Raw genomic sequence first — 25,091 nt, forward strand, 5'->3', positions numbered from 1 at the left:
TACCGGGCCTGCGATACCCTTTTATGCCGGATAAGGCATCCCCCTACCCGGCATAAAAAACCGCACTACTGCCAGTTCACCTCACCTTTCGGCTCATAGGCGTTCACGTCGATCGGTGAGTTTTGCTGGATAAACTGCTTCAGTACTTCCGCATCGATAAAGCCGGTGTTTACGTAGCCGGGTTTGTTATCGAGATGCGGATAACCATCACCGCCGGTGGCATTAAAGCTGAGCGTTGCCAGGCGGTAGGTTTTACCCGGATCGACCGGCTCACCTTTGATTTTGAGATCATTCAGTTTGCCGTCTTTCGCCGTGAAACTGACATTGGCGAATTGTGGGTAGGCGCCCGAATCCGGCTTCATTTGCGCCACGGCGGTCAGGTAGTCGATCACCTCTTTACCGCTCATGTCCGCATAGACCACCACATTGCCAAACGGCTGCACTTTCAGGACGTCTTTATAGGTGATGTCTCCGCCGTCGATAGAATCGCGGATCCCACCGCCGCTCATGACGCCAAAGTCAGCACTGGTACGTGCCATTTGTGCCGCCAGAAGCAGGTGCCCCATATTGGTTTGCACAAAACGAACCTTACTGCGATCCCCTTCCAGACGACCGTTGAGCGTGCCAATTTTCACATCCAGCTGTGCCTTACCTTTGTTCTGGAACGGCGTCAGCAATGAGAGCATCTGGGCGCTTTCAGGGATTTCTGGGGTGTAAAGTACGCGCTCACTTTTACCGTCGTCATAGGTGACTTTCTTTTTCAGATTCACCGGAATCAGCTGGTAGTGGACCAGCTTCATCTCACCGTTACGGAATTCAAAATCAGCACGCCCGACATATTTCCCCCACTCATGCGCCTGCACTATCCAGATACCGTTCTGACGATCCGGTGCGCACGGCGTGCCAGGGACATAGTCCGTCTGTTTTTTATTTTCAGAAGCCATGCAGACCGGGTCCTGTGAGTGACCACCCACAATCATCGCCAGCGAACCTTCCGGAAGAGTGCGCGCCATCTCGACATCACCGGGCGCATTAGAGCCGTGGTCGCCATTATCGTAATGCCCCATGTGGGTTGCTGCGATGATGACGTCAGGTTTTTCGTTCTGATTCAGTTCCTGAATAACCAGCTTCGCTTCATCAGCCGGTTTACGGAATTCAATATCGGTAAAATACTCCGGGTTACCGATTTTCGCTGTATCATCCGTCGTTAATCCGATAACCGCGATGTTCAGCCCCTGACGTTTGAATAATGCCCAGGGTTTGAATAAACGCTCGCCGGTGCTTTTTTGATAAATATTGGCGGAGAGGAGCGGGAATTTAGCCCATTTTTCCTGTTGGCGGAGCACGGACAAAGGATTATCAAACTCGTGGTTACCCACAGCCATCGCATCATAGCCAATTAAATTCATGCCACGGAAATCCGGCTCGGCATCCTGTAAATCGGATTCCGGCACGCCGGTATTGATATCGCCGCCGGAGAGCAACAGCACGCTGCCACCTGCAGCCGCCACCTCTTTACGAATACCGTCTACCAGCGTCTTTTGTGCCGCCAGACCATATTCGCCATATTCACTGCGCCAGAAATGACCGTGATGATCGTTGGTATGAAGGATGGTGATTTTATAGGTTTTATCTTTTTCATAAGCCTGAGCCGGCAGGCTTGCCAGACTCCAGGCGGCGATCAGCGCCAGCGCAACGCCGCGTTTCATTAACTTCATCTCTCTCTCCCTGACCCGTAGACAAACGCAAAAATTACAATGAGTCACAAGAATAGACAAATAAGTTTTCAGAATTGCGACTTTCTTCAAAACTCGCAGACAGGTATGTTAGTCCGATAATAATGACGTCCTGTCAGTTTCTTCATAAAACACGTGGTATTTATGGCAATCAGTGAATCAACTCCGCCCGTTTCGGGCGCGCCGGCGTCGCCGCCAAAATCACGCACCGCCTTTGGCATTCTGGGTGCGATCAGTCTTTCTCATCTGCTTAACGATATGATTCAGTCGCTGATTCTGGCGATCTATCCGCTGCTGCAATCAGAGTTCTCGCTGACGTTTGTGCAGATAGGGATGATAACCCTCACCTTCCAGCTCGCCTCTTCGCTGCTACAGCCGGTGGTGGGTTACTGGACGGATAAATACCCTATGCCGTGGTCCCTGCCGATTGGGATGTGCTTTACCTTAAGCGGGCTGATCCTGCTGGCACTGGCGGGCAGTTTTGAAATGGTATTACTGGCTGCGGCACTGGTCGGCACCGGTTCCTCGGTCTTTCACCCCGAATCGTCGCGCGTGGCGCGTATGGCCTCGGGTGGACGTCACGGTCTGGCGCAGTCCTTATTCCAAGTGGGCGGCAACTTTGGCAGCTCGCTGGGTCCGCTGCTCGCTGCGGTGATTATTGCCCCCTACGGTAAAGGAAACGTGGCGTGGTTTGTGCTCGCCGCCCTGCTGGCGATTGTTGTGCTGATTCAGATCAGCCGCTGGTATGCCGCTCAGCATCGGGTGAATAAGGGCAAACCCCAGACGCCTGTCATTAATCCTCTGCCGCGCAATAAGGTGATCCTGGCAGTTTCGCTGCTGCTGGTGCTGATTTTCTCGAAATACTTCTATATGGCGAGCATTAGCAGTTATTACACCTTTTATCTGATGGAAAAATTCGGATTATCGGTCCAAAACGCCCAGTTTCACCTCTTCGCTTTCCTGTTTGCCGTGGCGGCTGGAACCATGATTGGCGGCCCGGTGGGTGATAAAATTGGGCGTAAATATGTGATTTGGGGCTCTATCCTTGGCGTTGCGCCCTTTACGCTTGTTTTACCCTATGCCAGCCTGGAATGGACGGGGATTTTAACTGTGATCATTGGTTTTATCCTCGCCTCGGCCTTTTCAGCTATCCTTGTCTATGCTCAAGAGCTACTACCGGGCCGTATTGGCATGGTGTCCGGGCTCTTTTTCGGCTTTGCGTTTGGGATGGGCGGCCTTGGCGCGGCCGTTCTGGGGCTGATCGCAGACCATACGAGTATCTTCCTGGTTTATAAAATCTGTGCTTTCCTGCCGCTTCTCGGGATGTTGACCATATTCCTGCCTGATTACCGTCATAAAGCGTGAATTATGGGTGGCTTAAGATAAACTTCGGCCACCTCGCATTCCTTATGCCATGAGGCTTTGCTCTCACTCCGTCATCGGTTTTGTCCAAACCTGCTTTTTATCGTGCTTATTGTCGATTTATTAAGGTTTCAACAATTATTCATAAACACAATGATGAAAATTGTCATAAACTGTTAATCGGCCTTTTGGTTTTCGACCAAAAATGGAACACATCACGACGAAAGGAGACGGAATGCATCACGCCACACCGCTTATTACCACCATTGTGGGTGCCCTTGTGCTCGCTTTTATTTTTGGCATGATTGCCAATAAGCTTCGAATCTCTCCTCTTGTCGGCTATTTATTAGCGGGTGTACTGGCCGGTCCGTTTACCCCAGGCTTCGTGGCTGATACGAAACTGGCACCTGAACTGGCGGAATTGGGCGTGATTTTGCTGATGTTCGGCGTAGGTCTGCATTTTTCCCTGAAGGATTTATTGGCGGTAAAGCATATCGCCATACCCGGTGCGATCGCCCAGATTGGCGTGGCGACGTTACTGGGAATGGCGCTTTCCGCACTGCTTGGCTGGTCTCTGATGACCGGTATCGTCTTTGGATTATGTCTTTCAACTGCCAGTACCGTCGTATTGCTACGCGCGCTTGAAGAGAGACAGCTGATAGACAGCCAGCGCGGTCAGATCGCCATTGGCTGGCTGATTGTCGAAGATCTGGTGATGGTCCTGACGCTGGTCCTGCTGCCCGCCGTCGCCGGTATGGTTGAAAAAGAAAACGTCGGTTTTGCCTCGCTGACGCTGGATATGAGCATCACTATCGGGAAGGTCATCGCCTTTATCGCCATTATGATGGTGGTTGGTCGCCGTCTGGTGCCGTGGATTTTGGCCCGTAGCGCGGCGACAGGCTCTCGTGAACTCTTTACTCTGTCCGTACTGGCCCTGGCGCTGGGCATCGCCTTCGGCGCCGTGGAGCTGTTTGACGTCTCCTTCGCCTTAGGCGCGTTCTTCGCGGGTATGGTGCTGAATGAATCCGAACTTAGCCATCGCGCCGCGCACGATACGTTACCGCTGCGTGATGCCTTTGCGGTGCTGTTCTTTGTCTCCGTCGGCATGCTGTTCGATCCGTTCATTCTGATTGAGCAGCCGCTGGCCGTGCTGGGGACGCTGGCGATCATTATCTTCGGTAAATCGGTGGTCGCGTTTTTGCTGGTCCGCATGTTCGGACACTCACCGCGTACCGCCCTGACTATCGCCGCCAGTCTGGCGCAAATTGGTGAATTTGCCTTTATCCTCGCCGGGCTGGGAATGTCGCTTAATCTGCTGCCGCAGGCCGGGCAAAATCTGGTGCTGGCGGGCGCTATTCTGTCGATCATGCTGAATCCAGTGCTGTTTACGGTTCTGGAGAAATATCTCGATAAAACTGAAACGCTGGAGGAGCAGTCGCTCGAAGAGGCGATTGAAGAGGACAAACAGATCCCGGTGGATATCTGTAACCATGCACTGCTGGTTGGCTTTGGCCGCGTCGGCAGCCTGCTGGGAGAGGCGCTGATGGCCCAGGGGATTCCGCTGGTGGTGATTGAAACGTCACGCACGCGCGTGGATGAACTGCGCGCACGCGGCATCCGGGCGGTGCTGGGGAACGCGGCGAATGAAGAGATCATGAATCTGGCCCATCTGGACTGCGCACGCTGGCTGCTGCTGACAATACCGAATGGCTATGAGGCCGGCGAAATCGTTGCCACGGCGCGGGAGAAATGCCCCTCGATTGAGATCATTGCTCGCGCCCATTATGACGATGAGGTTGACTACATTACCGAACGCGGCGCGGATCAGGTGGTGATGGGCGAACGTGAAATTGCGAACACGATGATTGGGCTGATTGAGAAGGCGCCAGTTGCAGAGACCGTGACGGGGTAGGTTTTGTGCGGTCTGTAGCCCTCACCCTGGCCCTCTCCCACGGGGAGAGGGGAACGGTCAGGAGTCGGGTGGAGGTTTGGTTGGTCGGGTCAGGCGAAGCCGCCACACGACAGTCAGGCTCTGCGGTCTGATGCCCTCACCCTGGCCCTCTCCCACGGGGAGAGGGGAACGGTCAGGAGTCGGGTGGAGGTTTGGTTGGTCGGGTCAGTCTAAACTGCCACCCGACAGTCAGGCTCTGCGGCCTGATGCCCTCACCCTGGCCCTCTCCCACAGGGAGAGGGAATAGTCAGGAGTCGGGTTGAGGTGAGGCGAGAGGGCCCCGATTTACGTCAGTTTTTAACGATCCCAGTAAGACTCTTCCAGGCTGTCTTCTCTTTCCGGCAGGCCGCGCGTTAAGCGCGGCGAGTGCTGGTTCAGCACCTGGTAACTGACGCGGTTCGCGTATTTACAGACCTGCGCCAGTGACGAATAGGTCAGCCAGCTGAATTTATGCTTGCTGGAGTTGGGTACGTTGGTTTTATGGTATGCATTAGCGGTAATGTCGTGCAGCAACGCTGCCAGCGCGCCATCGCCTGCGCCATTGGTGTTCATGATTTTCTCCGGTCCGCCCATATACGGGGCGATGTGGGAGAAAATACGCAGCGGGTTCACGCACTCTTTATGACGCATCGCGCGGCTGAACTCGTACTGGTTAAACTCAGCAATCGCCCCGGGCAGCAGCGGATGCTGGGTTTTGCGTTTGCTCTCTTCTTCCGTGAAGCCCGCCATATATAAGCCCACCGGTCCGGCGGTGCAGAGCACCAGGTCGACCCAGTCCAGCGCCTTATCGGAGGCCAGCAGCGGGTCGCTTTCGCCGGTGAGTGCTTCCGCTTCCTCTTCGTTCATGGCCAGAATCGAGACGTGCTCTTTCAGGAAAGCCTGCCACCACTGCGGGTTATCGGCGATCACAAACTTCGTTCCCAGCGTCAGGACCACCGGCACGTTGTACTTTTTCGCGTATTCGATCGCCTTCATGGTCGCGTCTGGCATAGGTTCACCAGGCTTGCAGCGAACCAGATACGAGGTCAACACCAGTGCGGACGCGCCCGCAATCACCTCTTCAGGAATACTCTCCGGGCGCAGTTTATTCATGTGGCCGGGGCTGATGGCAAACGTACGTTCACCGGAATCACTGATGAGGGTAAAACAACGGCCAATCGCACCGTCAACGCCCTGCAGGTAGTTCAGATCGGTACGGCTGGAGGTGTTGCACAGATAGCGGTAGGCATAGCCGCCGATTTCAATATTGCTGCACATAACGCCAAGCAATACCGAACGGTCATCGGCCAGCACAGAGTAGTTATGCATGGTGTTACCGATGGTGCCACCGGCAAACTGATGGGTAATGAGATTTTCGCGCACCAGCTCCTGATACAGTGCCTCTGCGACATCGTCTTCAATGACCAGCGAATGACCAGAACTCAGGCCATATCGTGCGACAAACGCGTCATCCACTTTTGCTTCAATATCCACCAGCGTTTGATCGATACCGACCACCCACGCTGCGCTGGTTTCGTTTTCCGGCTGTATTTGCTGCAGCAGCGGATCGCGAGCGTTGACGGGGAAATAGTGTTTGGATTTACGTTTACCGGGAAATTTCATTTTCTGGGCTATATCTGAAGATTGGGCCGGAAAGGGTAGCACAAACCCGGCCCGTAACGCGATTAGCGGCGCGAAGTCACCAGGGAAGCCATCATCTCGATATGCTCAGGGGAATCGTTAAGTGCCGGTATGTATTCATATTTTGTACCGCCCGCTTCAAGGAAAAACTCGCGGTTTTGCACGGCGATCTCTTCCAGCGTTTCCAGACAGTCGGCAGAGAAGCCCGGCGACATCACCTGAATATGCTTCACCCCTTTTTCGCCCAGCATTTTCAGGGTCTCATCCGTATAGGGCGTTAACCACGGCTCACGACCAAAGCGTGACTGGAAGGTCATCATCACCTTTTCTGGCGGCAAGCCCAGCGCGGAGACCAGCTCGCGCGTGGTATCCCGACACCGTTGCGGATAGTCATCGCCTTGATCGGCATAACGCTGCGGGATCCCATGATAGGAGAGCAAAAGAAGATCCGGCTCGCCATGCTGAGCAAACGAAGCCCGCACGCTGCTGGCGAGGGCCGCAATATAGCGCTCATTGTCGGCGTAATCACGGATAAACGTAATGCCCGGAATAAAACGGCGCGTCGACAGAATGCGCGCCAGCTCATCCCAGACGGCCGCCACCGTTGAGCATGAGTATTGCGGATAGAGTGCCAGCACCACTATGTGCTCAACGCCCTGCGCCATCAACTTATCGACCGCGCTTTCCAGCGACGGTGTGCCATAGCTCATTCCCAGCGCAACGGGCATATCCGGCAGGCGGGCAGCCAGCGCTTTCTCCTGGCGACGGCTGTAGACCATCAGCGGTGATCCCTCCTCCATCCAGACGGACTGATAGAGCTTCGCCACACGAGGCGAGCGAATCGGCAGGATCACGCCGCGCAGCAGCGGCCACCACAAGAGTTTTGGCGTATCGACGACACGGGAATCACTCAGAAACTGGCGCAAATAACGCTTTACCGCCGCAGGAGTGGGTGCTTCGGGGGTGCCCAGATTGGCAAGCAAGATGCCGGTTTTCGCCTGACTCATTCACGCCTCTTAACCATTTGAATAGTTGTTAATTGTAGCGGAAAAGCAGCTAAACGGAACCCATTGCTGTGATAGGCAGGATGAGAATTTTTCTCACCCGGAGGCCCGGGTGAGAAGCGTGCAATTAGCCGAGGATTTTTTCCAGCTCTGCACGGACTTCAGCGACAGGTTTGGTACCGTCAACTTTTGCGTATTGGGTGTGACCCGCCTGCGCTTCTTTGGAGTAGTAGCCGATCAGCGGCGCGGTCATCTGATGGTATTCCACCAGGCGCTTACGCACGGTCTCTTCCTGATCGTCTTTACGCGTGGTCAGCTCTTCGCCGGTCACGTCGTCTTTGCCTTCAACCTTAGGCGGGTTGAATTTGATGTGGTAAACGCGGCCAGAAGCAGCGTGAACGCGACGACCGATAATACGGTCCACGATCAGCTCGTCAGGTACGTCGAATTCAAGCACGTAATCCACGTTGATTCCTGCTTCCTTCATGGCGTCAGCCTGAGGAATGGTACGTGGGAAGCCGTCCAGCAGGAAACCGTTGCGGCAATCTTCCTGAGTGATGCGTTCTTTAACCAGGGCGATAACCAGTTCGTCAGTCACCAGTTTGCCGGCGTCCATGATGTCCTTCGCCTGTTTACCCAGCTCAGAGCCAGATTTAACAGCGGCACGCAGCATGTCACCCGTAGAGATTTGCGGAATACCGTATTTCTCCATGATGAACTGAGCCTGAGTTCCTTTACCCGCGCCCGGAGCGCCAAGCAGAATAATACGCATTGCGAAAATCCCCTCAAAAGTTGGTTCAATTTTTCAAAAGCGCTAAACAATACCATCAGAACGGGCATGGCTCAAGGAAGGCGGGACGGCTGAAACGGTTAATGGGGGAGATAATTTGGGTTAGTGTGGTCGGGTGCCCTCACCCTAACCCTCTCCCACAGGGAGAGGGAACTCTTTCACCCTCTCCCACAGGGGGAGGGAACTCTTTCACCCTCTCCCTGTGGGAGAGGGCCGGGGTGAGGGGGAGTTACGCTAGCAGCAGCGCATTCACGCGTTTAATGAACTGGTTTGGATCTTCCAGCGTGCCGCGTTCGGCCAGCAGAGATTGATCCAGCAGCAGTTCGACCCACTCGGCGAAGCGAGCTTCATCCTGGGTACCTGCCGCACGTTTCACCAGCGGGTGATCCGGGTTCAGTTCGAAGATGTATTTCACTTCAGGCATCGCCTGGCCCGCAGCCGCGAACAGTTTCGCCATCTGGGTACCCATTTCATCCGCGTCGGTGGTGACAATCGCCGGGGTGTCGGTCAGACGATGCGTGAAACGCACCTCTTTCACACGATCGCCCAGCAGCGTTTTCACGCGCTCAACGAACGGTTCCAGCGCTTTTTCAGCTTCTTTCGCCGTTTCATCGACCTCGTCCGCCAGCTTATCAATGGACTCATCCGCTTTCGCGACGGACTGGAACGCTTTACCGTCGAACTCGGTGAGGTAATTCATCATCCACTCATCGATACGATCGGAGAGCAGCAGGACTTCGATCCCTTTCTTACGCAGCAGTTCAAGGTGCGGGCTGCTCTTCGCCGCAGCATAGCTGTCCGCGGTGATGTAGTAGATCTTCTCCTGCCCATCTTTCATACGCGATACGTACTCTTCCAGCGACACGGTCTGCTCGGAAGAGTCGGTATGCGTAGAGGCAAAGCGCAGCAGTTTGGCAATCGTTTCAACGTTCGCCGTATCTTCTGCCGGACCCTCTTTCAGCACCAGGCCGAACTGTTTCCAGAAGGTCTGATATTTTTCCGCGTCATCTTTTGCCAGTTTTTCCAGCATCTGCAGGGTACGTTTGGTCAGCGCGTTACGCAGATTGCGGGTCACGGTGCTGTCCTGCAGAATTTCACGCGAGACGTTCAGCGGCAGATCGTTGGAGTCAATCAGGCCCCGGGTGAAGCGCAGGTAGTTCGGCATGAACTGCTCGGCATCATCCATGATGAACACGCGCTGGACGTACAGCTTCAGGCCGTGCTTATGGTCACGATTCCACATATCCCACGGCGCCTGCGCCGGAATATAGAGCAGGCTGGTGTACTCCTGCTTACCTTCGACACGGTTGTGGCTCCAGGTCAGCGGATCGGTAAAGTCGTGGGCAATGTGTTTGTAGAATTCGTTATATTCGTCGTCTTTGATTTCAGACTTATTGCGCGTCCACAGCGCCTGTGCCTTGTTGATTTTTTCCCAGGTAACGACGGTTTCGCCGTCATTTTCTTCCTGTTTTTCAATTTCAACCGGCAGGGCAATATGGTCGGAATATTTGCTGATGATGGAGCGCACGCGCCAGTCATTCAGGAAATCATCTTCGCCTTCACGCAGGTGAAGGGTGATTTCGGTGCCGCGATCCGCTTTGGTGATGTCATCAACGGTGTACTCGCCTTCACCGTGGGATTCCCAGAATACGCCGTTCTCTGCGCTCTCGCCCGCGGCACGGGTACGCACGGTGACTTTATCCGCTACGATGAACGCCGAATAGAAGCCCACACCGAACTGGCCGATAAGCTGGCTGTCTTTCGCCTGATCGGAGCCCATGGATTCGAGGAAGGATTTAGTGCCCGATTTCGCAATGGTCCCGAGGTGGTCGATGACGTCATCGCGGGTCATACCGATACCGTTATCGGCAATGGTCAGCGTGCGGTTTTCTTTATCAAAAGAGACACGAACGCGCAGCTCGCCGTCGCCTTCATACAGATCCGGGTTAGACAAGGCGCGGAAGCGCAGCTTGTCCGCCGCATCCGAGGCGTTGGAAATCAATTCACGCAGGAAGATTTCTTTATTGGAATACAGGGAATGGATCATCAGGTGCAGAAGCTGTTTCACTTCTGACTGGAAACCACGGGTTTCTTGTCCTTTCATCTTAAGTCGACCTCAACAATGCCATTTAATGGGGTTTTAAAAGCGTTGTGGGAGAGATGGGGACAAGGGAGAAATATTTCAAGCGGAGGCCACGAACGCAGCCTCCGTTTGGTCATAAAATAATCTTGCGGCGCCCTGCCAGCGAGTGCGACAGCGTAGTGCCGTCGACCATCTCCAGCTCACCGCCTACCGGCACGCCGTGGGCGATGCGGCTCGCGTCAACGCCATACTGCGCGCACAGCTCACCGATATAGTTAGCCGTGGCTTCACCTTCCACCGTCGGGTTGGTGGCCAGAATGACTTCTGTCAGGGATTCTGACTCCAGACGCTGCTCCAGCCTGTCGAGACCAATGTCATCCGGGCCAATTCCGTCCAGGGGAGAGAGATGGCCCATCAGCACAAAATAGCGCCCGGAATACTGCCCGGTTTGCTCAATGGCATAGATGTCCGCCGGACTCTCCACCACGCAGACCTGGCCGTTTTCCTGACGACGCGGGTTCGAACAGATGTTGCAGATATCCTGCTCGGTAAAGGTACGGCAATCCGCACAATGACCGATTTCAGACATCGCGCGGGTCAGCGCCTGCGCCAGTCGCATTCCGCCGCTGCGGTCGCGCTGCAACAGCGTAAACGCCATGCGCTGCGCTGACTTTGGGCCAACGCCCGGCAGGCAACGCAACGCTTCCATTAACTGCGTGAGCAGCGGACTGGTTTGCATCAGAACGGCATCTTAAAGCCTGGCGGCAGCTGCATCCCGGAGGAAACAGAAGCCATTTTCTCTTTCTGGGTTTCGTCGATACGGCGTGCTGCATCGTTAAACGCGGCTGCAACCAGATCTTCCAGCATGTCTTTGTCGTCTTCGAGCAGGCTTGGGTCGATTTCAACGCGACGGCAGTTGTGCGCACCGTTGATGGTCACCTTGACCAGACCGGCACCGGATTCACCCGTGACTTCCAGCTGAGCGATCTCTTCCTGCATCTTCTGCATTTTTTCCTGCATCTGCTGAGCCTGCTTCATCAGGCCACCCAGACCGCCTTTTCCACCAAACATAGGCTTCTCTCTTCTTTCACGTTTAAGGATTACAACCGTAAGTCAGACTCACGATCAAAGGGGGCGAATACTCTCTTCATCCAGATCGGCGTCGAAGAACCGGCGCAGAGTCTGTATGTTGTTATCCGCAATAATCGACTCACGCGCCTGCGCGAGCTTCTCTTCATAAATCGCCTGGCGCCACTCCAGCGGCGTTCGCACCGTCGGATTATCATCTTCAATGATAGTCAATTCAACCGGCGCACCCTGTAATGCGGTGAGCGCCTCGGCCAGCGCTTTTTGCGCGCCAGGGGAGTTCAGATGCCGCTGCCCCGGGCGCAGGTGTAAACGTATCTGATGACCGTCCTGCTCTTTCCAGGCGTTCAGCGCCACCTGCTCCACCAGCTTTGGCAGCTGCAGTTTGCTGACCTCTGCGGCCCAGGCGTCGCGCTCAAGAGACTCTTCAGCGAGTTTCGCGGAAAGTTCCGGAGTTTTTTCATGCTCCAGCGCCTTTTTAAGCGCCTTGGGCGTAGCCACTTCCACCTTCACCGCTTCGGTGATGGTGGTTGCTTTCCAGCGATAAGCCTCTTTCTTCGCCGGGGCTTTTTGCTCAAGCGCGGACGGGGACGGGCGCGCCTGAACGCGCTCCGTTACCGATGCCAGGCGTTCGAGGGCGGCGTTGTTAACCGGCCGCGCTCTTCCTGGCGCTGCCGGTTCACTCTTTTTTGGCTTGGTTGCTCCCTGCGCGCGTTGAAGCTGACTGCGGGCGGCAAGCACCGAACTGGTGGCATCCGACAGCGGTACATCGGGCTGCGGAGGTGGCGACGGCTGCGGCGGCACCTGCGACGGCGTCATCACCGCAGTCGGGGCTACGGGGGCAAAGGATTGTCGCGGCACCTCGGGCTCAGGAAGCGGCTTACGCGGATGGAACGCCAGCGCACGCAGCAGGGTCATCTCAACCCCCATGCGCGGATCGGGGGCAAAAGGCAGCTCTTTTCGCCCGATGAGCAACGTCTGATAATAAAGCTGTATATCGGCAGGCGGCACGATGCGGGCAAGTTCACGCATACGCTGTTCGATGGTCGCCATATCCGCGCCGATTGCCGAAGGAGAGAGCTGCAGCATCGCTACGCGATGCAAGAGACTGAGCATCTCGACCAGCAACGTTTCCCACGCCACGCCGCGAGATGCGGCCTCATGGACCAGCGACATCACGCGCTCGCCGTTGGCATCAATGACGGCTTCAATCAGCGACAGCGCCTGATCGTCATCCAGCGTGCCCAGCATGGTGCTGACGGCCTGTGTAGAGAGTTCACCGTCGCCGCTGGCAATCGCCTGATCGGTCAGGCTCAACGCATCGCGCAGGCTACCATCGGCGGCACGAGCCAGCAGCTGGAGGGCGCGCGGTTCGTGGACAATCTTCTCTTCATCAAGAATGTGTTCAAGCTGGGCGCGGATCTGCTCGACGTCCAGCGCCTTCAGATGGAACTGCAGGCAGCGGGACAAAATCGTCACCGGCAGTTTTTGCGGATCGGTGGTCGCCAGCAGGAATTTAACATGCGCGGGCGGCTCTTCCAGCGTTTTCAGCAAGGCGTTAAAGCTGTGACGCGACAGCATGTGCACTTCATCGATCAGGTAGACCTTGAAGCGGCCACGCGCCGGAGCGTACTGGACGTTATCCAGCAGATCGCGGGTATCTTCGACTTTGGTGCGCGAGGCGGCATCAATTTCGATGAGATCGACAAAACGCCCCTGCTCGATTTCGCGGCAGTTATCGCAAACGCCACACGGCGTGGCAGTGATCCCCGTTTCGCAATTCAGCCCTTTTGCCAGCAAACGGGCAATAGAGGTTTTGCCGACGCCACGGGTGCCGGAAAAAAGATACGCGTGATGGATACGTCCTAGCGATAAGCCGTTCGCCAGGGCGGTCAGCACATGTTCCTGGCCGACAACGTCAGCAAAGGTTTGGGGTCGCCATTTACGGGCTAACACCTGATAACTCATGGGCAGGCTCTGCAACGCTGGAAGGTGGATATTCAGGGGGGTAATGCTAACACAACCTCACCCGTTGGGCGAGGTTGTGGGAGTGGGGATTAATGACCCGGGAAAGGCACCAGGCTGAAACTGGTAATACCCTGTTTTTCCAGACGCTGCTCGCCGCCCAGATCAAACAGGTTAATGATGAAGGCCGCATCGGTCACTTCCCCCCCCAGACGACGAATCAGTTTTACCGTGGCTTCGATGGTGCCGCCCGTCGCCAGCAGATCGTCAACCACCAGCACTTTATCGCCAGGCTGGATCGCATCGACGTGAATTTCCAGCTGATCGGTGCCGTATTCCAGCTCATAGCTTTCCGCGATGGTTTCACGCGGCAATTTACGCGGTTTACGGACCGGAACAAAGCCCACGCCCATCGCCAGCGCAACCGGTGCGCCGAACAAGAAGCCACGTGCTTCGGTACCCACTACTTTGGTGATCCCGGCGTTTTTATAACGCTCGACCAGCAGTTCAATGCTGAGTGCGTACGCTTTCGGGTCTTCCAGCAAGCTGGTGACATCACGGAAAAGAATGCCAGGCTTCGGGTAGTCCTGGATACTTTTGATGCTGCTTTTAAGATATTCAAGCTGCTGTGCAGTTGCGGTCATCGGTTTGTGCCTAAATGAAACAGTGTGACTCACAGTGCGCGAAATGGGGGATGAAGGTAACAATTGTTTAACCTTTAACCAGGCGCACCTGTGCTCGAAAACGGTCGAATTTACTGGCTGCGGGTAAGAAATGCAACAGTCATCATGATGCTTACGTGCTTTTATTGCTTTTCATCAACGACGGGAATTCGCCACATAAAGATAAGCAGGCAGGTTAAGATAGCGAGCAGCAGAATGCGCACCCACATTATGTTCACCATCCACAGGGAAAGCGCAAAGGTCACCAGAATGACGGCGACGGCGCGCGGCTTGGCCCCAGGCGGCATCGCACGGTGTTTTTGCCAGTGACGCAGGTAGCCGCCAAACCATGAACGGTAAAGCAGCCAGTGGTGAAACCGCGGTGAAGAGCGGGCAAAACACCAGGCCGCCAGCAAAATAAAGGGCGTGGTCGGCAACAGCGGCAAAACCACGCCGAGGGTGCCCAACACTACCGCGAGCCAGCCAATGATGATTAAAATAGTACGCTTCATAATGCGAATCGTTATCAAACTGAACGGTTACTTTACCACTGGAGAGCGATTTGAAAACAGCACTGCTTTTAGAGACGCTGCAAAATCAGCTGATACGACTGCGTACAGACGCCGCACCGCTGATGCAACATGCCACGCTCAAGCCGCGTTTCGATCGCCAGCTTTTTCGCACCCGCAGCACGCGGATGAAAGATTATCTGGATGAAGCCCAGACCCACCTGGATGAGTTGCGTCACGCCGTCGAGCAGGAACAGCGTGAGCAGGTGGCGTGGCTGGCCGAACATCTGGCCGAACAAATGACGGCGCTACAGCGGGAAATCGTTGCCTGGCCGCTGCGCGCATGGGACAGTGCCTCGCCCGGCACGCGAAAATGGCAGCAAAAACGGCTGGAGCATCAGGATTTTGAACGTCGCCTGGTTGAGATGAAGGTCTCGCGTGAGCGCAGGCTGACCGAAACCGAAACGTTGCAGGAACAGCAGTTGTTAATGCGGGAAATCACCGCTCTCGAAGAACGTCTGAGTCGCTGCCGTAAGGCACTGGAAGAGATAGAACGCGTCATCGAACGCCTGACCCGTTAAAGGAATATCCCATGTCACTGGACACCGCCCCCGACGAAGTCAAACTGGCCGTCGATTTGATTATGCTGCTGGAAAACCACGCTATCCCGGTCGAGACGGTGCTGAAAGCGCTGGAGATTGTGAAGCGGGATTTTGAGCGGAGAGAGGTTTCGCCTCCGCCCGCAGGCTGAGGAATAAAGCAGACTGAGGCGATGCCTTCAGTCTGCCTGATACGTCGCCTGTTATGGCTGAAGGTGAGGTTGAGGGTCGTCCCCTTTTAACTCGCGCTTCACTTCCGTATGTTCTTCACCTTTCTCATTACGCAGATGCACTTCGAGCTGGTTGAAGGCGATATTAATGTCGTTTTCGCGGCACAGACGATCGATGGTACGGTTCAGTTCATCCACGGTATAACTGCGATCGCGCAGTTCGCGAACATACAGACGCAGCTCATGATCTAACGTACTCGGACCAAAGGTCGTAAAGAAGACGGCCGGTTCCGGATCGTGCATCACTTTCGGGTGATCCATCGCCGCTTTCAGCAGGACCTTCTTCACGTTATCCAGATCGGAGCCGTAAGCCACCCCAATGCGTATCACGACGCGGGTAATGGTGTCGGTAAGCGACCAGTTGATTAACCGCTCGGTTACGAATGCCTTGTTCGGAATGATCACCTCTTTGCGATCGAAATCGGTGATGGTCGTCGCACGAATACGGATCTTGCTGACCGTACCGGAGAAGGTGCCGATGGTCACGGTATCGCCTATGCGTACCGGACGTTCAAAGAGGATAATCAGGCCCGAGACGAAGTTACCGAAGATCTCCTGCAAACCGAAGCCCAGGCCGACCGACAGCGCGGCGGCGAGCCATTGCAATTTATCCCAGGATACGCCGAGCGACCCGAACACCGTCATCGCCCCCGCTACAAGGATCACGTAGTTAAGGATGGTGGTAATGGCATAGGATGCCCCCTGGCGCATATTGAGCCGCGAGAGGACCAACACCTCCAGCAGACCTGGCAGGTTGCGGATCAGCGCCCAGGCCACCATCGCCGAGACAATGGCAAAGAGCAGGCTTCCCATGGTGACGCTTTTCATCACCGCCGTCCCGGCTTCGGTGCCGTTGTATTGCCACAGCGTAACGCTGTCGAGATAGGCGAAAACGGTGATTAAATCAGACCAGATGGCCCAGAACATCACGCCGAACAGGGCGAACATCACCAGCATGGTGATACGCAGCGTCTGCTGGTTCACCTGCTCCAGGGCGATGGTAGGCTCCTCTTGCGGTTCCGCGCCCTCTGCCCCCTCTTTGACCATATTCTGACGGCGAGCCAGCGCACGACGATACGCGATACGGCGCGCCGCCACGCTCAGACCGCGCAGCACGGTTTGATAGAGCACATTCCACATCAACACCAGATAGACGGTTTCAATCCAGCGGCCCGACAGACGCAGCGTGGTATAGAAATAGCCTGTCGCCGTGAGCACCATCAGCGCCAGCGGGATGAGCGCCAGCACGGTGACGGTGAGAAGACGCATGTTGTGCGACTCTTTATCGCGCCAGCTTTCGCGGCACATGGGCCACATCAGCACGGCGATGAGCAGCAGGTTGAGCATGATCACCAGCTGGCCCAGCACGTCATCCATCAGATGCAGCGGAGACAACTCTGCCACCACCGACCAGAAGTGCAGCGGCAACAGCGCCAGGCTCACCCGTACGATCTGACGACGCCAGTGGCTGGTCAGTTGTTCAGGCATGTTGAAGTGGCGGACCGCAACGCCGTTTTTCTCGAGAATTTTCCAGCACAGGCCAAACACCAGCCAGAACAGCGCCAGCTTCTTGCTGAATGCCCACAGCAGATCGCTGATATTGAGCTGCATCGTCAGTAAAATCAGCCCCACCGCCAGAATCACCAGACAGATCGGCATCGCGCGAATCAGGTCGATGAAAATCGCTTTCGGCGTGTTGAGCTGGCTGTCGTTTCGCAGTTGACCCACTTCATCGGCAAGCTTCGCCTGGTATTTTTTCAGCCAGCCAAGACGCCAGCGGATGAGGCCGGCTATCAACAACAGCGGCAGGCCGGCCAGGAAGGCAATCAGCACGGAAGGCCAGGCCTTTTCCCAGTTCACCGTAATTTTCATACTTTTGATCTGGGCTTTCAGCGCTTCCGGGAAGGATTTAACCCAGTCCCAGTCCATCGGTTTGTTACTGTTGACCCAGAAAATTTGCTGCGTCAGAATTTCCTGCAGGCTTTTCGACACGCTCACCAGCTGCTGCTGGTTAATTTGCAGGTTAATCGCCATCATCAGCTGATTACCAAGCTGCTTATTAAGCTGGTCAAGCAGTTCGCGACGCATATCCACTACCTGCGTCAGGGCGTCATGAACTTCTTCATTCACTTCACTCGTGTGGCCCTCTTCCAGCTTAGCGACAAAGGCATCGCTCTGGAAAAGCGCATCGCGCTGCTGGTTCACATCGAACTGCTCAAGACGCAGATCCGCGATGCGGTTGGTCATGTCCTCCAGTTCATCGGCGGAGGGCAGCCTTTGCTGTTGCTGGTAAAGAATACGCGAGAGCAACAGACTGCCTTTTAGCACCGCAATCTGCTCTTTGATATTGCGTTCCGCCTGGAGCGCACGGTCGAGCCAGTTTTTCACTTTGATATTTCGCTCGACCAGCGTGCTGCCGTCGCGCGTCGCTTCAATCAGGCGCTGGCTTAACTGCTGGTTAATATCCAGCTCTTGCTTCACCAGCGGATTGGCCTGAATACGGGCCGTTTCGTCAGGCGATACCGCTTCCTGCGCGGTTTTCTCGGTCAGGTTCAGTCGCTTACTGTTTACCGCTTCCTGGAGGAGCTGGAGCTGATGTTCAAGACGGTTGATATTCGCGGTGACATAGTCTCGCTGCTTTTGCAGGGTATCCTGCAAAATCGTGTTCCCTTCCAGGCTCTTACGCTGCTGTTCGATTTGCGCATTTAACAGTACCTGCTGCGTCAGCAGTAAGTTTTGCTGAGAAGGTCGCAGAGCGCTCTCCCCTACAGACGTGCCGTTGAGCCGGGTTCGGATCTGCTGAAGCTGTTGAGACGCGGCATACATCGCGTTCTGAACGCGCTCGGGCTGGGTTTGCAGGGAAACCAGCTGGCTATTGTAGGTTGAGAGATCGTTTTGCGCGGTTTGCAAATCATCCAGTAACTGGGTCACACGTGACTCCAGCTGGCGCAACGAGAGCGTCGCCAGGGTTTTGCGCGTCTCTTCGTCACTGTCCACGTCGCTGAGCGCGTTCAGGGCATTGGTCGCCTTGCGCATATTTTCCGGGGCCTGCTCCACCTTCTGACGGAGCTGAGCAGTTTCGGCTTTGATATGCTCAATTTTATCTATTGTCTCAATCGTTTCGGTCAGATCTTGCTGAACGAGTTTGTCCTGAGACGAGAGGTCTTTTTGCTTGTTGAGCGTATCCAACTGCGACTGTACATCGGCGCGAGTGGGGATATCACTGCCGTTATCCGCACGGGCAAAGCTTGCCGGGGAAACCGCAAAGAAGAAGAGCATCGAAAAAATAATGGCAAAAACAGGGTTTTGCGAGCGAGAATAGTGCAACATAGTTATGAGCTTGCTATGAGAAGATGACCGGAAATAGTCGGCGCAAAGAATACCACGCGAGCTGAAAGCAGAATAGCAAGAACGCAGAGCTCCAGGAAAAATCCTGGCGTCAGCCCGTTACAGGCGCCGCCCGGAGCGTTGGGCACAGCTGGCACATCTCAATCAGAATCGCGACATAGCTACGTGCTTCTGTTGCAAGATCAAAGGATTGCGGGGCAAAAAGCCAGTTTTCCATTAAGCCTGAAACCCAGGATCGCATCAGAATGGCGGTTCGGCGGGTAAGCAGATCGGCGGGCAGCATTTTGGCCTGAATACACTGATTGAGCGTTATCTCAATACGGTCATAGCTTTCCAGGCACAGGCTTCGTTGGGCCTGCTGTACGACGGCCATTTCGCCAACGAACTCACATTTATGAAAAATGATTTCCATCATCAAGCGGCGGCGTTCTTCATTGACTGTTGCCTCAAGAACATATACCAGAATTTCTCTGAGAACTGAGAGTGGATCGTCAGGGAATTTTGCCCGATACTCAGTCTCAAGATCCCCTATGCTGGATTCTGAAAGCTCCCAGATTTCACCAAATAATTCTGACTTATTTTTGAAGTGCCAATAGATTGCTCCACGCGTAACACCTGCGGCCTGAGCAATCTGCGCCAGTGAGGTTGATGAGACCCCCTGTTGCGAAAACAGACGCAACGCCACATCCAGGATGTGCTGACGGGTCTCAAGTGCTTGTTGTTTGGTTTTTCGTGCCATGTTTGGGCGAATTTACAGTAGCCAGATTTACATACATTTATGTATGTATGTAACATAGCACGACGATAATATAAACGCAGCAATGGGTTGCGGACTTTTGATCCATTGATCAATTTGAAATCGGACACTCGAGGTTTACATATGAACAAAAACAGAGGGTTAACGCCTCTGGCGATCGTTCTGATGCTCTCAGGCGGATTAGCGCTGACAGGATGCGATGAGAAACAGGCTCAACAAGGAGAACAGCAAGCGCCAGAAGTTGGCGTGGTGACGCTCAAAAGTGAACCTCTTCAAATCACAACAGAATTACCAGGACGTACCAGCGCATATCGCATCGCAGAGGTTCGCCCTCAGGTGAGTGGCATCATCCTGAAACGTAACTTCACCGAAGGCGGTGATGTCAAAGCGGGTGAGTCTCTGTATCAGATTGATCCAGCAACCTATCAGGCCTCGTACGAAAGTGCGAAAGGCGATCTGGCAAAAGCAGAAGCCGCTGCCCGTATCTCTCAGGTGACGCTTAATCGCTATAAAAAGCTGCTGGGTACGCAATATATCAGTCAGCAAGATTTCGACACCGCTCAGGCTGACGCTCAGCAAACCAGCGCTGCCGTTGTGGCTGCCAAAGCCGCAGTGGAAACCGCACGTATCAACCTGGCTTATACCAAAGTCACGTCGCCAATCAGCGGCCGTATTGGTAAATCCTCGGTCACGGAAGGTGCGCTGGTGCAGAACGGACAAACCAATGCGCTGGCAACGGTGCAGCAACTTGATCCGATCTACGTTGACGTCACCCAGTCCAGCAACGATTTCCTGCGTCTGAAACAAGAGCTGGCCGACGGCAAGCTGAAACAGGAAAACGGTAAAGCGAAAGTGGAACTGGTCACCAATGACGGTAACAAGTTCACGCAAACCGGTACGCTGGAATTCTCGGATGTCACCGTTGACCAGACCACTGGCTCTCTGACCTTACGGGCTATCTTCCCGAACCCGGATGGCACGCTGTTACCTGGCATGTTCGTGCGCGCGCGTCTGGAAGAAGGCATTAACCCAACCGCTATTCTGGTGCCTCAGCAGGGCGTGACCCGTACGCCACGTGGTGATGCCAGTGCGTTGGTCGTGGGCGCAGATAACAAAGTCGAAATGCGCAACATCACCGCAGCACAGGCGATTGGCGACAAGTGGCTGGTGACGGAAGGTCTGAAAGATGGCGATCGCGTGATTATTACTGGTTTGCAAAAAGTACGTCCTGGCGCGCAGGTGAAAGCCCAGGAAGTCAAATCTGACGAGAAACAACAAGCCGCAGCTGGCGGCGAGCAGTCAGAACAAACCAAGTCTTAACTTAAACAGGAGCCGTTAAGACATGCCTAATTTCTTTATCGATCGCCCCATATTCGCATGGGTGATCGCAATAATAATCATGCTAGCCGGGGGACTTGCGATCCTGAAGCTGCCGGTCGCGCAATATCCAACCATTGCGCCGCCTGCGGTGACAATCTCCGCAACCTACCCGGGTGCTGATGCGAAAACGGTGCAGGACACCGTGACGCAGGTTATCGAACAGAACATGAACGGTATCGATAACCTGATGTACATGTCCTCCAACAGTGACTCAACCGGTACGGTTCAGATTACCCTGACCTTCGAATCCGGTACGGACGCAGATATCGCGCAGGTTCAGGTGCAGAACAAACTGCAGCTGGCGATGCCGCTGCTGCCGCAGGAAGTTCAACAGCAGGGCGTGAGCGTTGAGAAATCATCCAGTAGCTTCCTGATGGTTGTCGGCGTCATCAACACCAACGGCACCATGACGCAGGAGGATATTTCCGACTACGTGGGCGCTAACATGAAGGACGCCATCAGTCGTACTTCCGGTGTGGGTGACGTGCAGCTGTTTGGTTCCCAGTACGCTATGCGTATCTGGATGGATCCGAACAAACTGAACAACTTCCAGCTGACCCCTGTTGACGTGATCACCGCGATTAAAGCGCAAAACGCCCAGGTTGCAGCAGGTCAGTTAGGCGGTACGCCGCCGGTGAAAGGGCAACAGCTTAACGCCTCGATCATCGCGCAAACGCGTCTGACCTCTGTGGACGAGTTCAGTAAAATTCTGCTGAAAGTGAACCCGGACGGTTCGCAGGTTCGCCTGCGTGACGTGGCGAAGGTGGAACTCGGCGGCGAAAACTACGACGTCATCGCGAAGTTTAACGGCCAGCCGGCCTCCGGTTTGGGGATTAAGCTGGCGACCGGCGCAAACGCCCTGGATACCGCCGCGGCAATCCGTGCTGAACTGAAGAAAATGGAACCTTTCTTCCCGTCAGGCCTGAAAATCGTTTACCCGTATGACACGACCCCGTTCGTGCAGATCTCGATTCACGAAGTGGTGAAAACGCTGGTCGAAGCGATCATTCTGGTCTTCCTGGTCATGTACCTGTTCCTGCAAAACTTCCGTGCGACGTTAATTCCGACCATCGCCGTACCGGTCGTTCTGCTCGGGACCTTTGCTATTCTGTCGGCCTTTGGCTTCTCGATAAACACCCTGACGATGTTCGGGATGGTGTTGGCGATAGGCTTGCTCGTCGATGACGCCATCGTGGTGGTCGAAAACGTCGAGCGTGTTATGGCAGAAGAAGGACTTCCGCCGAAAGAAGCCACCCGCAAATCCATGGGCCAGATTCAGGGCGCACTGGTGGGGATTGCGATGGTGCTCTCGGCGGTATTTATCCCGATGGCCTTCTTCGGCGGCTCAACCGGGGCAATTTATCGTCAGTTCTCAATCACTATCGTTTCTGCGATGGCGTTGTCGGTACTGGTGGCATTGATCCTGACGCCTGCGCTTTGCGCCACCATGCTGAAACCTATCGCCAAGGGCGACCACGGCGATAATAAGAAAGGGTTCTTCGGCTGGTTTAACCGCATGTTTGATAAGAGCACGCACCACTACACCGACAGTGTGGGTGGGATCCTGCGTAGCACGGGTCGTTACCTGCTGCTCTATATCATCATCGTGGTCGGGATGGCCTTCCTGTTTGTTCGTCTGCCAAGTTCATTCCTGCCAGAAGAAGACCAGGGGGTCTTCCTGACGATGGCCCAGCTGCCTGCGGGCGCCTCGCAAGAGCGTACGCAAAAGGTGCTGGATGAAGTGACCGACTATTACCTGACCAAAGAGAAAGCCAACGTTGAATCGGTGTTTGCGGTTAACGGCTTCGGCTTTGCAGGTCGTGGACAGAACACCGGTATTGCCTTCGTCTCCCTGAAAGACTGGGGCGAACGTCCGGGCGAAGAGAACAAGGTCGAGGCGATTACAGGCCGCGCCATGGGCACCTTCTCTCAGATTAAAGATGCGATGGTGTTTGCCTTCAACCTGCCCGCTATCGTTGATCTGGGTACCGCAACCGGCTTCGACTTCCAGCTGATTGACCAGGGCGGTCTGGGTCATGAAAAACTGACACAGGCGCGTAACCAGTTATTCGGTGAAGTGGCGAAACACCCTGATCTGCTGGTCGGCGTGCGTCCTAACGGTCTGGAAGATACGCCGCAGTACAAAATCGATATCGATCAGGAAAAAGCACAGGCGCTGGGCGTGTCAATTACCGACATTAACACCACGCTGGGTGCCGCCTGGGGCGGAAGCTACGTCAATGACTTCATCGACCGCGGTCGTGTGAAGAAAGTGTACGTCATGTCTGAAGCGCAATACCGTATGCTGCCAAACGATATCAATAACTGGTACGTTCGCGGTAGTAACGGTCAGATGGTGCCTTTCTCTGCGTTCTCTACCTCGCACTGGGAATACGGCTCACCTCGTCTGGAGCGTTACAACGGTCTGCCATCCATGGAGATCCTTGGTCAGGCAGCGCCGGGCAAGAGTACCGGTGAAGCCATGAACATGATGGAAGAGCTGGCCGGCAAGTTGCCTGCAGGCATTGGCTATGACTGGACGGGCATGTCCTATCAGGAACGTCTGTCCGGTAACCAGGCCCCTGCCCTGTACGCGATATCGCTGATTGTGGTCTTCTTGTGTCTGGCCGCATTGTACGAGAGCTGGTCTATTCCGTTCTCCGTTATGCTGGTGGTACCGCTTGGGGTCATCGGTGCGCTGCTTGCAGCCACCTTCCGTGGCCTGACCAATGACGTTTACTTCCAGGTGGGCCTGTTGACAACCATTGGCTTGTCGGCGAAGAACGCGATTCTTATCGTGGAATTCGCCAAGGACCTGATGGATAAAGAAGGCAAAGGTCTGATTGAAGCCACGCTGGAAGCGGTTCGTATGCGCCTGCGTCCTATCCTGATGACCTCCCTGGCGTTCATCCTCGGCGTTATGCCGCTGGTGATCAGCACCGGTGCAGGTTCCGGCGCACAGAATGCCGTCGGTACAGGCGTAATGGGTGGGATGGTGACCGCAACCGTGCTCGCTATCTTCTTCGTTCCGGTCTTCTTTGTGGTGGTTCGCCGCCGCTTTGGCCGTAAAAATGAAGAGGTGGAACAGACGCATCACGTAGAACATCACTGATACCGGTTTCACATGATAAAAAGGCCGCATTAGCGGCCTTTTTCTTTGCTTTTGTTAAACAGGTAAATTCGTCATTCCGTCTTATTGTCGATCTATTTAATTTATGTATAGGGAGTAAGGCTTATTTTTTAAATCGGGTTTTCACCCTCAGATATCGCTATTCATTTTCTCATGTATTTATTAGGAGTATTCCTGGACAACGCCATTTTTAACCTATGCCGGGCGTTAAGCTTTTCTTAAGGTTTTATGTAACGTGATGAAACATAAGGACGCAAAAAGAATGTTTTCGTGCTGTGGGAAGAATGACCGCATTAAACGTGTATGTTTGCGCTATGTCTGACGGCGAGGCTCATTAATTGTAATTTTTCGTAATAGCGCGGTGAAATCTTGATCAGAGTGGCTTATAGTTAAGACATCAGGAAAACAGCACCGTTGCGGCTAAGTAAGTAGTATCCACCCCGACACTGATGTTCGGTGAGTAAAAAATCACTCAAAAGGGGATGCGCTATGGACGAGTACTCGCCAAAAAGGCATGATATCGCGCAGTTGAAATTTCTCTGTGAAAACCTGTACCATGACTGCCTTGCCAACCTTAATGACAGCAATCATGGGTGGGTGAATGACCCAACCTCTGAAATCAATTTACAGCTCAATGAACTGATTGAGCATATCGCGACCTTCGCACTTAATTATAAAATTAAGTACAATGAAGATAATAAGCTGATAGAGCAAATTGACGAATACCTGGACGACACCTTTATGTTGTTCAGCGGTTACGGCATTAACGCACAAGATTTGCAAAAGTGGCGTAAATCGGGCAATCGACTATTTCGCTGTTTCGTCAACGTGAGCAGAGCTAACCCTGTTAGTCTGTCTTGTTAAAATTATTACAATTTC

General features: G+C 54.5%; 19 protein-coding genes and 1 other annotated feature. Of the genes, 7 read left to right on the forward strand and 12 right to left on the reverse strand.

Going from position 1 to position 25,091, the window contains the following annotated elements:
• Positions 1-65: 65 nt before the first annotated feature.
• Positions 66-1,718: a bifunctional UDP-sugar hydrolase/5'-nucleotidase UshA gene (ushA, locus tag LZP96_RS04875; RefSeq protein WP_064325109.1), complete on the reverse strand. Its 1,653-nt coding sequence runs from the start codon at positions 1,716-1,718 to the stop codon at positions 66-68.
• A gap of 162 nt (positions 1,719-1,880) precedes the next feature.
• On the opposite strand from ushA, the gene LZP96_RS04880 reads away from it, so the two are divergent.
• Both LZP96_RS04880 and ybaL read left to right on the forward strand, forming a co-directional pair.
• Positions 1,881-3,101, forward strand: a complete 1,221-nt coding sequence (locus tag LZP96_RS04880; protein WP_064325108.1) for an MFS transporter — start codon at positions 1,881-1,883, stop codon at positions 3,099-3,101.
• Between the two features lie 232 nt (positions 3,102-3,333).
• The gene (gene ybaL / locus LZP96_RS04885) at positions 3,334-5,010 is read left to right on the forward strand and encodes a YbaL family putative K(+) efflux transporter (RefSeq protein ID WP_064325107.1); all 1,677 of its coding nucleotides are present in this window, start codon (positions 3,334-3,336) and stop codon (positions 5,008-5,010) included.
• Positions 5,011-5,346: 336 nt separating this feature from the next.
• Here the strand turns inward: ybaL and LZP96_RS04890 are convergent, their stop codons facing one another.
• The 9 genes from LZP96_RS04890 to LZP96_RS04930 form a co-directional block, all read right to left on the reverse strand.
• Complete coding sequence (locus LZP96_RS04890; RefSeq protein ID WP_064325106.1) at positions 5,347-6,651, reverse strand: inosine/guanosine kinase; 1,305 nt, start codon at positions 6,649-6,651, stop codon at positions 5,347-5,349.
• Between the two features lie 62 nt (positions 6,652-6,713).
• Positions 6,714-7,676, reverse strand: a complete 963-nt coding sequence (hemH, locus tag LZP96_RS04895) for a ferrochelatase (protein ID WP_064325105.1) — start codon at positions 7,674-7,676, stop codon at positions 6,714-6,716.
• Between the two features lie 124 nt (positions 7,677-7,800).
• Positions 7,801-8,445, reverse strand: coding sequence for an adenylate kinase (gene adk / locus LZP96_RS04900; RefSeq protein ID WP_064325104.1), 645 nt, complete (start codon positions 8,443-8,445; stop codon positions 7,801-7,803).
• A gap of 247 nt (positions 8,446-8,692) precedes the next feature.
• Positions 8,693-10,567, reverse strand: coding sequence for a molecular chaperone HtpG (gene htpG, locus LZP96_RS04905; RefSeq protein WP_064325103.1), 1,875 nt, complete (start codon positions 10,565-10,567; stop codon positions 8,693-8,695).
• 112 nt (positions 10,568-10,679) lie between these two features.
• Positions 10,680-11,285: a recombination mediator RecR gene (gene recR / locus LZP96_RS04910; protein ID WP_064325102.1), complete on the reverse strand. Its 606-nt coding sequence runs from the start codon at positions 11,283-11,285 to the stop codon at positions 10,680-10,682.
• Positions 11,285-11,617 (reverse strand): YbaB/EbfC family nucleoid-associated protein, encoded by a 333-nt coding sequence (locus LZP96_RS04915; RefSeq protein ID WP_010428194.1) that lies wholly within the window; start codon positions 11,615-11,617, stop codon positions 11,285-11,287. Before LZP96_RS04915 ends, recR begins: the two co-directional genes overlap by 1 nt.
• Before the next feature lie 54 nt (positions 11,618-11,671).
• Complete coding sequence (gene dnaX, locus LZP96_RS04920; protein ID WP_064325101.1) at positions 11,672-13,600, reverse strand: DNA polymerase III subunit gamma/tau; 1,929 nt, start codon at positions 13,598-13,600, stop codon at positions 11,672-11,674.
• Positions 12,278-12,342, reverse strand: a sequence feature (DnaX frameshifting element). It overlaps the preceding gene by 65 nt.
• A gap of 89 nt (positions 13,601-13,689) precedes the next feature.
• On the reverse strand, positions 13,690-14,241 hold the full coding sequence (gene apt / locus LZP96_RS04925) for an adenine phosphoribosyltransferase (RefSeq protein WP_064325100.1): 552 nt from the start codon (positions 14,239-14,241) through the stop codon (positions 13,690-13,692).
• 161 nt (positions 14,242-14,402) lie between these two features.
• Complete coding sequence (locus LZP96_RS04930; RefSeq protein WP_064325099.1) at positions 14,403-14,771, reverse strand: DUF454 family protein; 369 nt, start codon at positions 14,769-14,771, stop codon at positions 14,403-14,405.
• A 50-nt stretch (positions 14,772-14,821) separates the two neighbouring features.
• On the opposite strand from LZP96_RS04930, the gene priC reads away from it, so the two are divergent.
• The gene (gene priC / locus LZP96_RS04935) at positions 14,822-15,349 is read left to right on the forward strand and encodes a primosomal replication protein N'' (protein WP_064325098.1); all 528 of its coding nucleotides are present in this window, start codon (positions 14,822-14,824) and stop codon (positions 15,347-15,349) included.
• Positions 15,350-15,360: 11 nt separating this feature from the next.
• Entirely contained in the window at positions 15,361-15,519 is a 159-nt protein-coding gene (gene rsmS, locus LZP96_RS04940; protein ID WP_064325097.1) for a pleiotropic regulatory protein RsmS, read from the forward strand.
• A gap of 51 nt (positions 15,520-15,570) precedes the next feature.
• Here the strand turns inward: rsmS and mscK are convergent, their stop codons facing one another.
• Complete coding sequence (gene mscK / locus LZP96_RS04945) at positions 15,571-18,933, reverse strand: mechanosensitive channel MscK (RefSeq protein WP_087892568.1); 3,363 nt, start codon at positions 18,931-18,933, stop codon at positions 15,571-15,573.
• 103 nt (positions 18,934-19,036) lie between these two features.
• Positions 19,037-19,684, reverse strand: a complete 648-nt coding sequence (acrR, locus tag LZP96_RS04950) for a multidrug efflux transporter transcriptional repressor AcrR (RefSeq protein WP_064325095.1) — start codon at positions 19,682-19,684, stop codon at positions 19,037-19,039.
• 141 nt (positions 19,685-19,825) lie between these two features.
• Between acrR and acrA the strand changes: the two genes are divergently transcribed.
• The 3 genes from acrA (at position 19,826) to tomB (ending at position 25,076) form a co-directional block, all read left to right on the forward strand.
• Positions 19,826-21,022 (forward strand): multidrug efflux RND transporter periplasmic adaptor subunit AcrA, encoded by a 1,197-nt coding sequence (gene acrA / locus LZP96_RS04955; protein ID WP_064325094.1) that lies wholly within the window; start codon positions 19,826-19,828, stop codon positions 21,020-21,022.
• 22 nt (positions 21,023-21,044) lie between these two features.
• A complete protein-coding gene (gene acrB / locus LZP96_RS04960) occupies positions 21,045-24,194 on the forward strand; it encodes a multidrug efflux RND transporter permease subunit AcrB (RefSeq protein ID WP_064325093.1) in 3,150 nt (1,049 codons plus the stop codon).
• 507 nt (positions 24,195-24,701) lie between these two features.
• Positions 24,702-25,076, forward strand: coding sequence for an Hha toxicity modulator TomB (gene tomB, locus LZP96_RS04965; protein ID WP_064325092.1), 375 nt, complete (start codon positions 24,702-24,704; stop codon positions 25,074-25,076).
• Positions 25,077-25,091: the final 15 nt, after the last annotated feature.

Origin of the sequence: Huaxiibacter chinensis, assembly GCF_022171985.1 — a bacterium.
Classification (GTDB): Bacteria; Pseudomonadota; Gammaproteobacteria; order Enterobacterales; family Enterobacteriaceae; genus Enterobacter; species Enterobacter chinensis_A.

Bases quoted from the DNA above. Each gene is read 5' to 3' on its own strand.
- ushA (WP_064325109.1), bottom strand. From the start codon at position 1,718: ATGAAGTTAATGAAACGCGGCGTTGCGCTGGCGCTGATCGCCGCCTGG.
- LZP96_RS04880 (WP_064325108.1), top strand. From the start codon at position 1,881: ATGGCAATCAGTGAATCAACTCCGCCCGTTTCGGGCGCGCCGGCGTCG.
- ybaL (WP_064325107.1), top strand. From the start codon at position 3,334: ATGCATCACGCCACACCGCTTATTACCACCATTGTGGGTGCCCTTGTG.
- LZP96_RS04890 (WP_064325106.1), bottom strand. From the start codon at position 6,651: ATGAAATTTCCCGGTAAACGTAAATCCAAACACTATTTCCCCGTCAAC.
- hemH (WP_064325105.1), bottom strand. From the start codon at position 7,676: ATGAGTCAGGCGAAAACCGGCATCTTGCTTGCCAATCTGGGCACCCCC.
- adk (WP_064325104.1), bottom strand. From the start codon at position 8,445: ATGCGTATTATTCTGCTTGGCGCTCCGGGCGCGGGTAAAGGAACTCAG.
- htpG (WP_064325103.1), bottom strand. From the start codon at position 10,567: ATGAAAGGACAAGAAACCCGTGGTTTCCAGTCAGAAGTGAAACAGCTT.
- recR (WP_064325102.1), bottom strand. From the start codon at position 11,285: ATGCAAACCAGTCCGCTGCTCACGCAGTTAATGGAAGCGTTGCGTTGC.
- LZP96_RS04915 (WP_010428194.1), bottom strand. From the start codon at position 11,617: ATGTTTGGTGGAAAAGGCGGTCTGGGTGGCCTGATGAAGCAGGCTCAG.
- dnaX (WP_064325101.1), bottom strand. From the start codon at position 13,600: ATGAGTTATCAGGTGTTAGCCCGTAAATGGCGACCCCAAACCTTTGCT.
- apt (WP_064325100.1), bottom strand. From the start codon at position 14,241: ATGACCGCAACTGCACAGCAGCTTGAATATCTTAAAAGCAGCATCAAA.
- LZP96_RS04930 (WP_064325099.1), bottom strand. From the start codon at position 14,771: ATGAAGCGTACTATTTTAATCATCATTGGCTGGCTCGCGGTAGTGTTG.
- rsmS (WP_064325097.1), top strand. From the start codon at position 15,361: ATGTCACTGGACACCGCCCCCGACGAAGTCAAACTGGCCGTCGATTTG.
- acrR (WP_064325095.1), bottom strand. From the start codon at position 19,684: ATGGCACGAAAAACCAAACAACAAGCACTTGAGACCCGTCAGCACATC.
- acrA (WP_064325094.1), top strand. From the start codon at position 19,826: ATGAACAAAAACAGAGGGTTAACGCCTCTGGCGATCGTTCTGATGCTC.
- acrB (WP_064325093.1), top strand. From the start codon at position 21,045: ATGCCTAATTTCTTTATCGATCGCCCCATATTCGCATGGGTGATCGCA.
- tomB (WP_064325092.1), top strand. From the start codon at position 24,702: ATGGACGAGTACTCGCCAAAAAGGCATGATATCGCGCAGTTGAAATTT.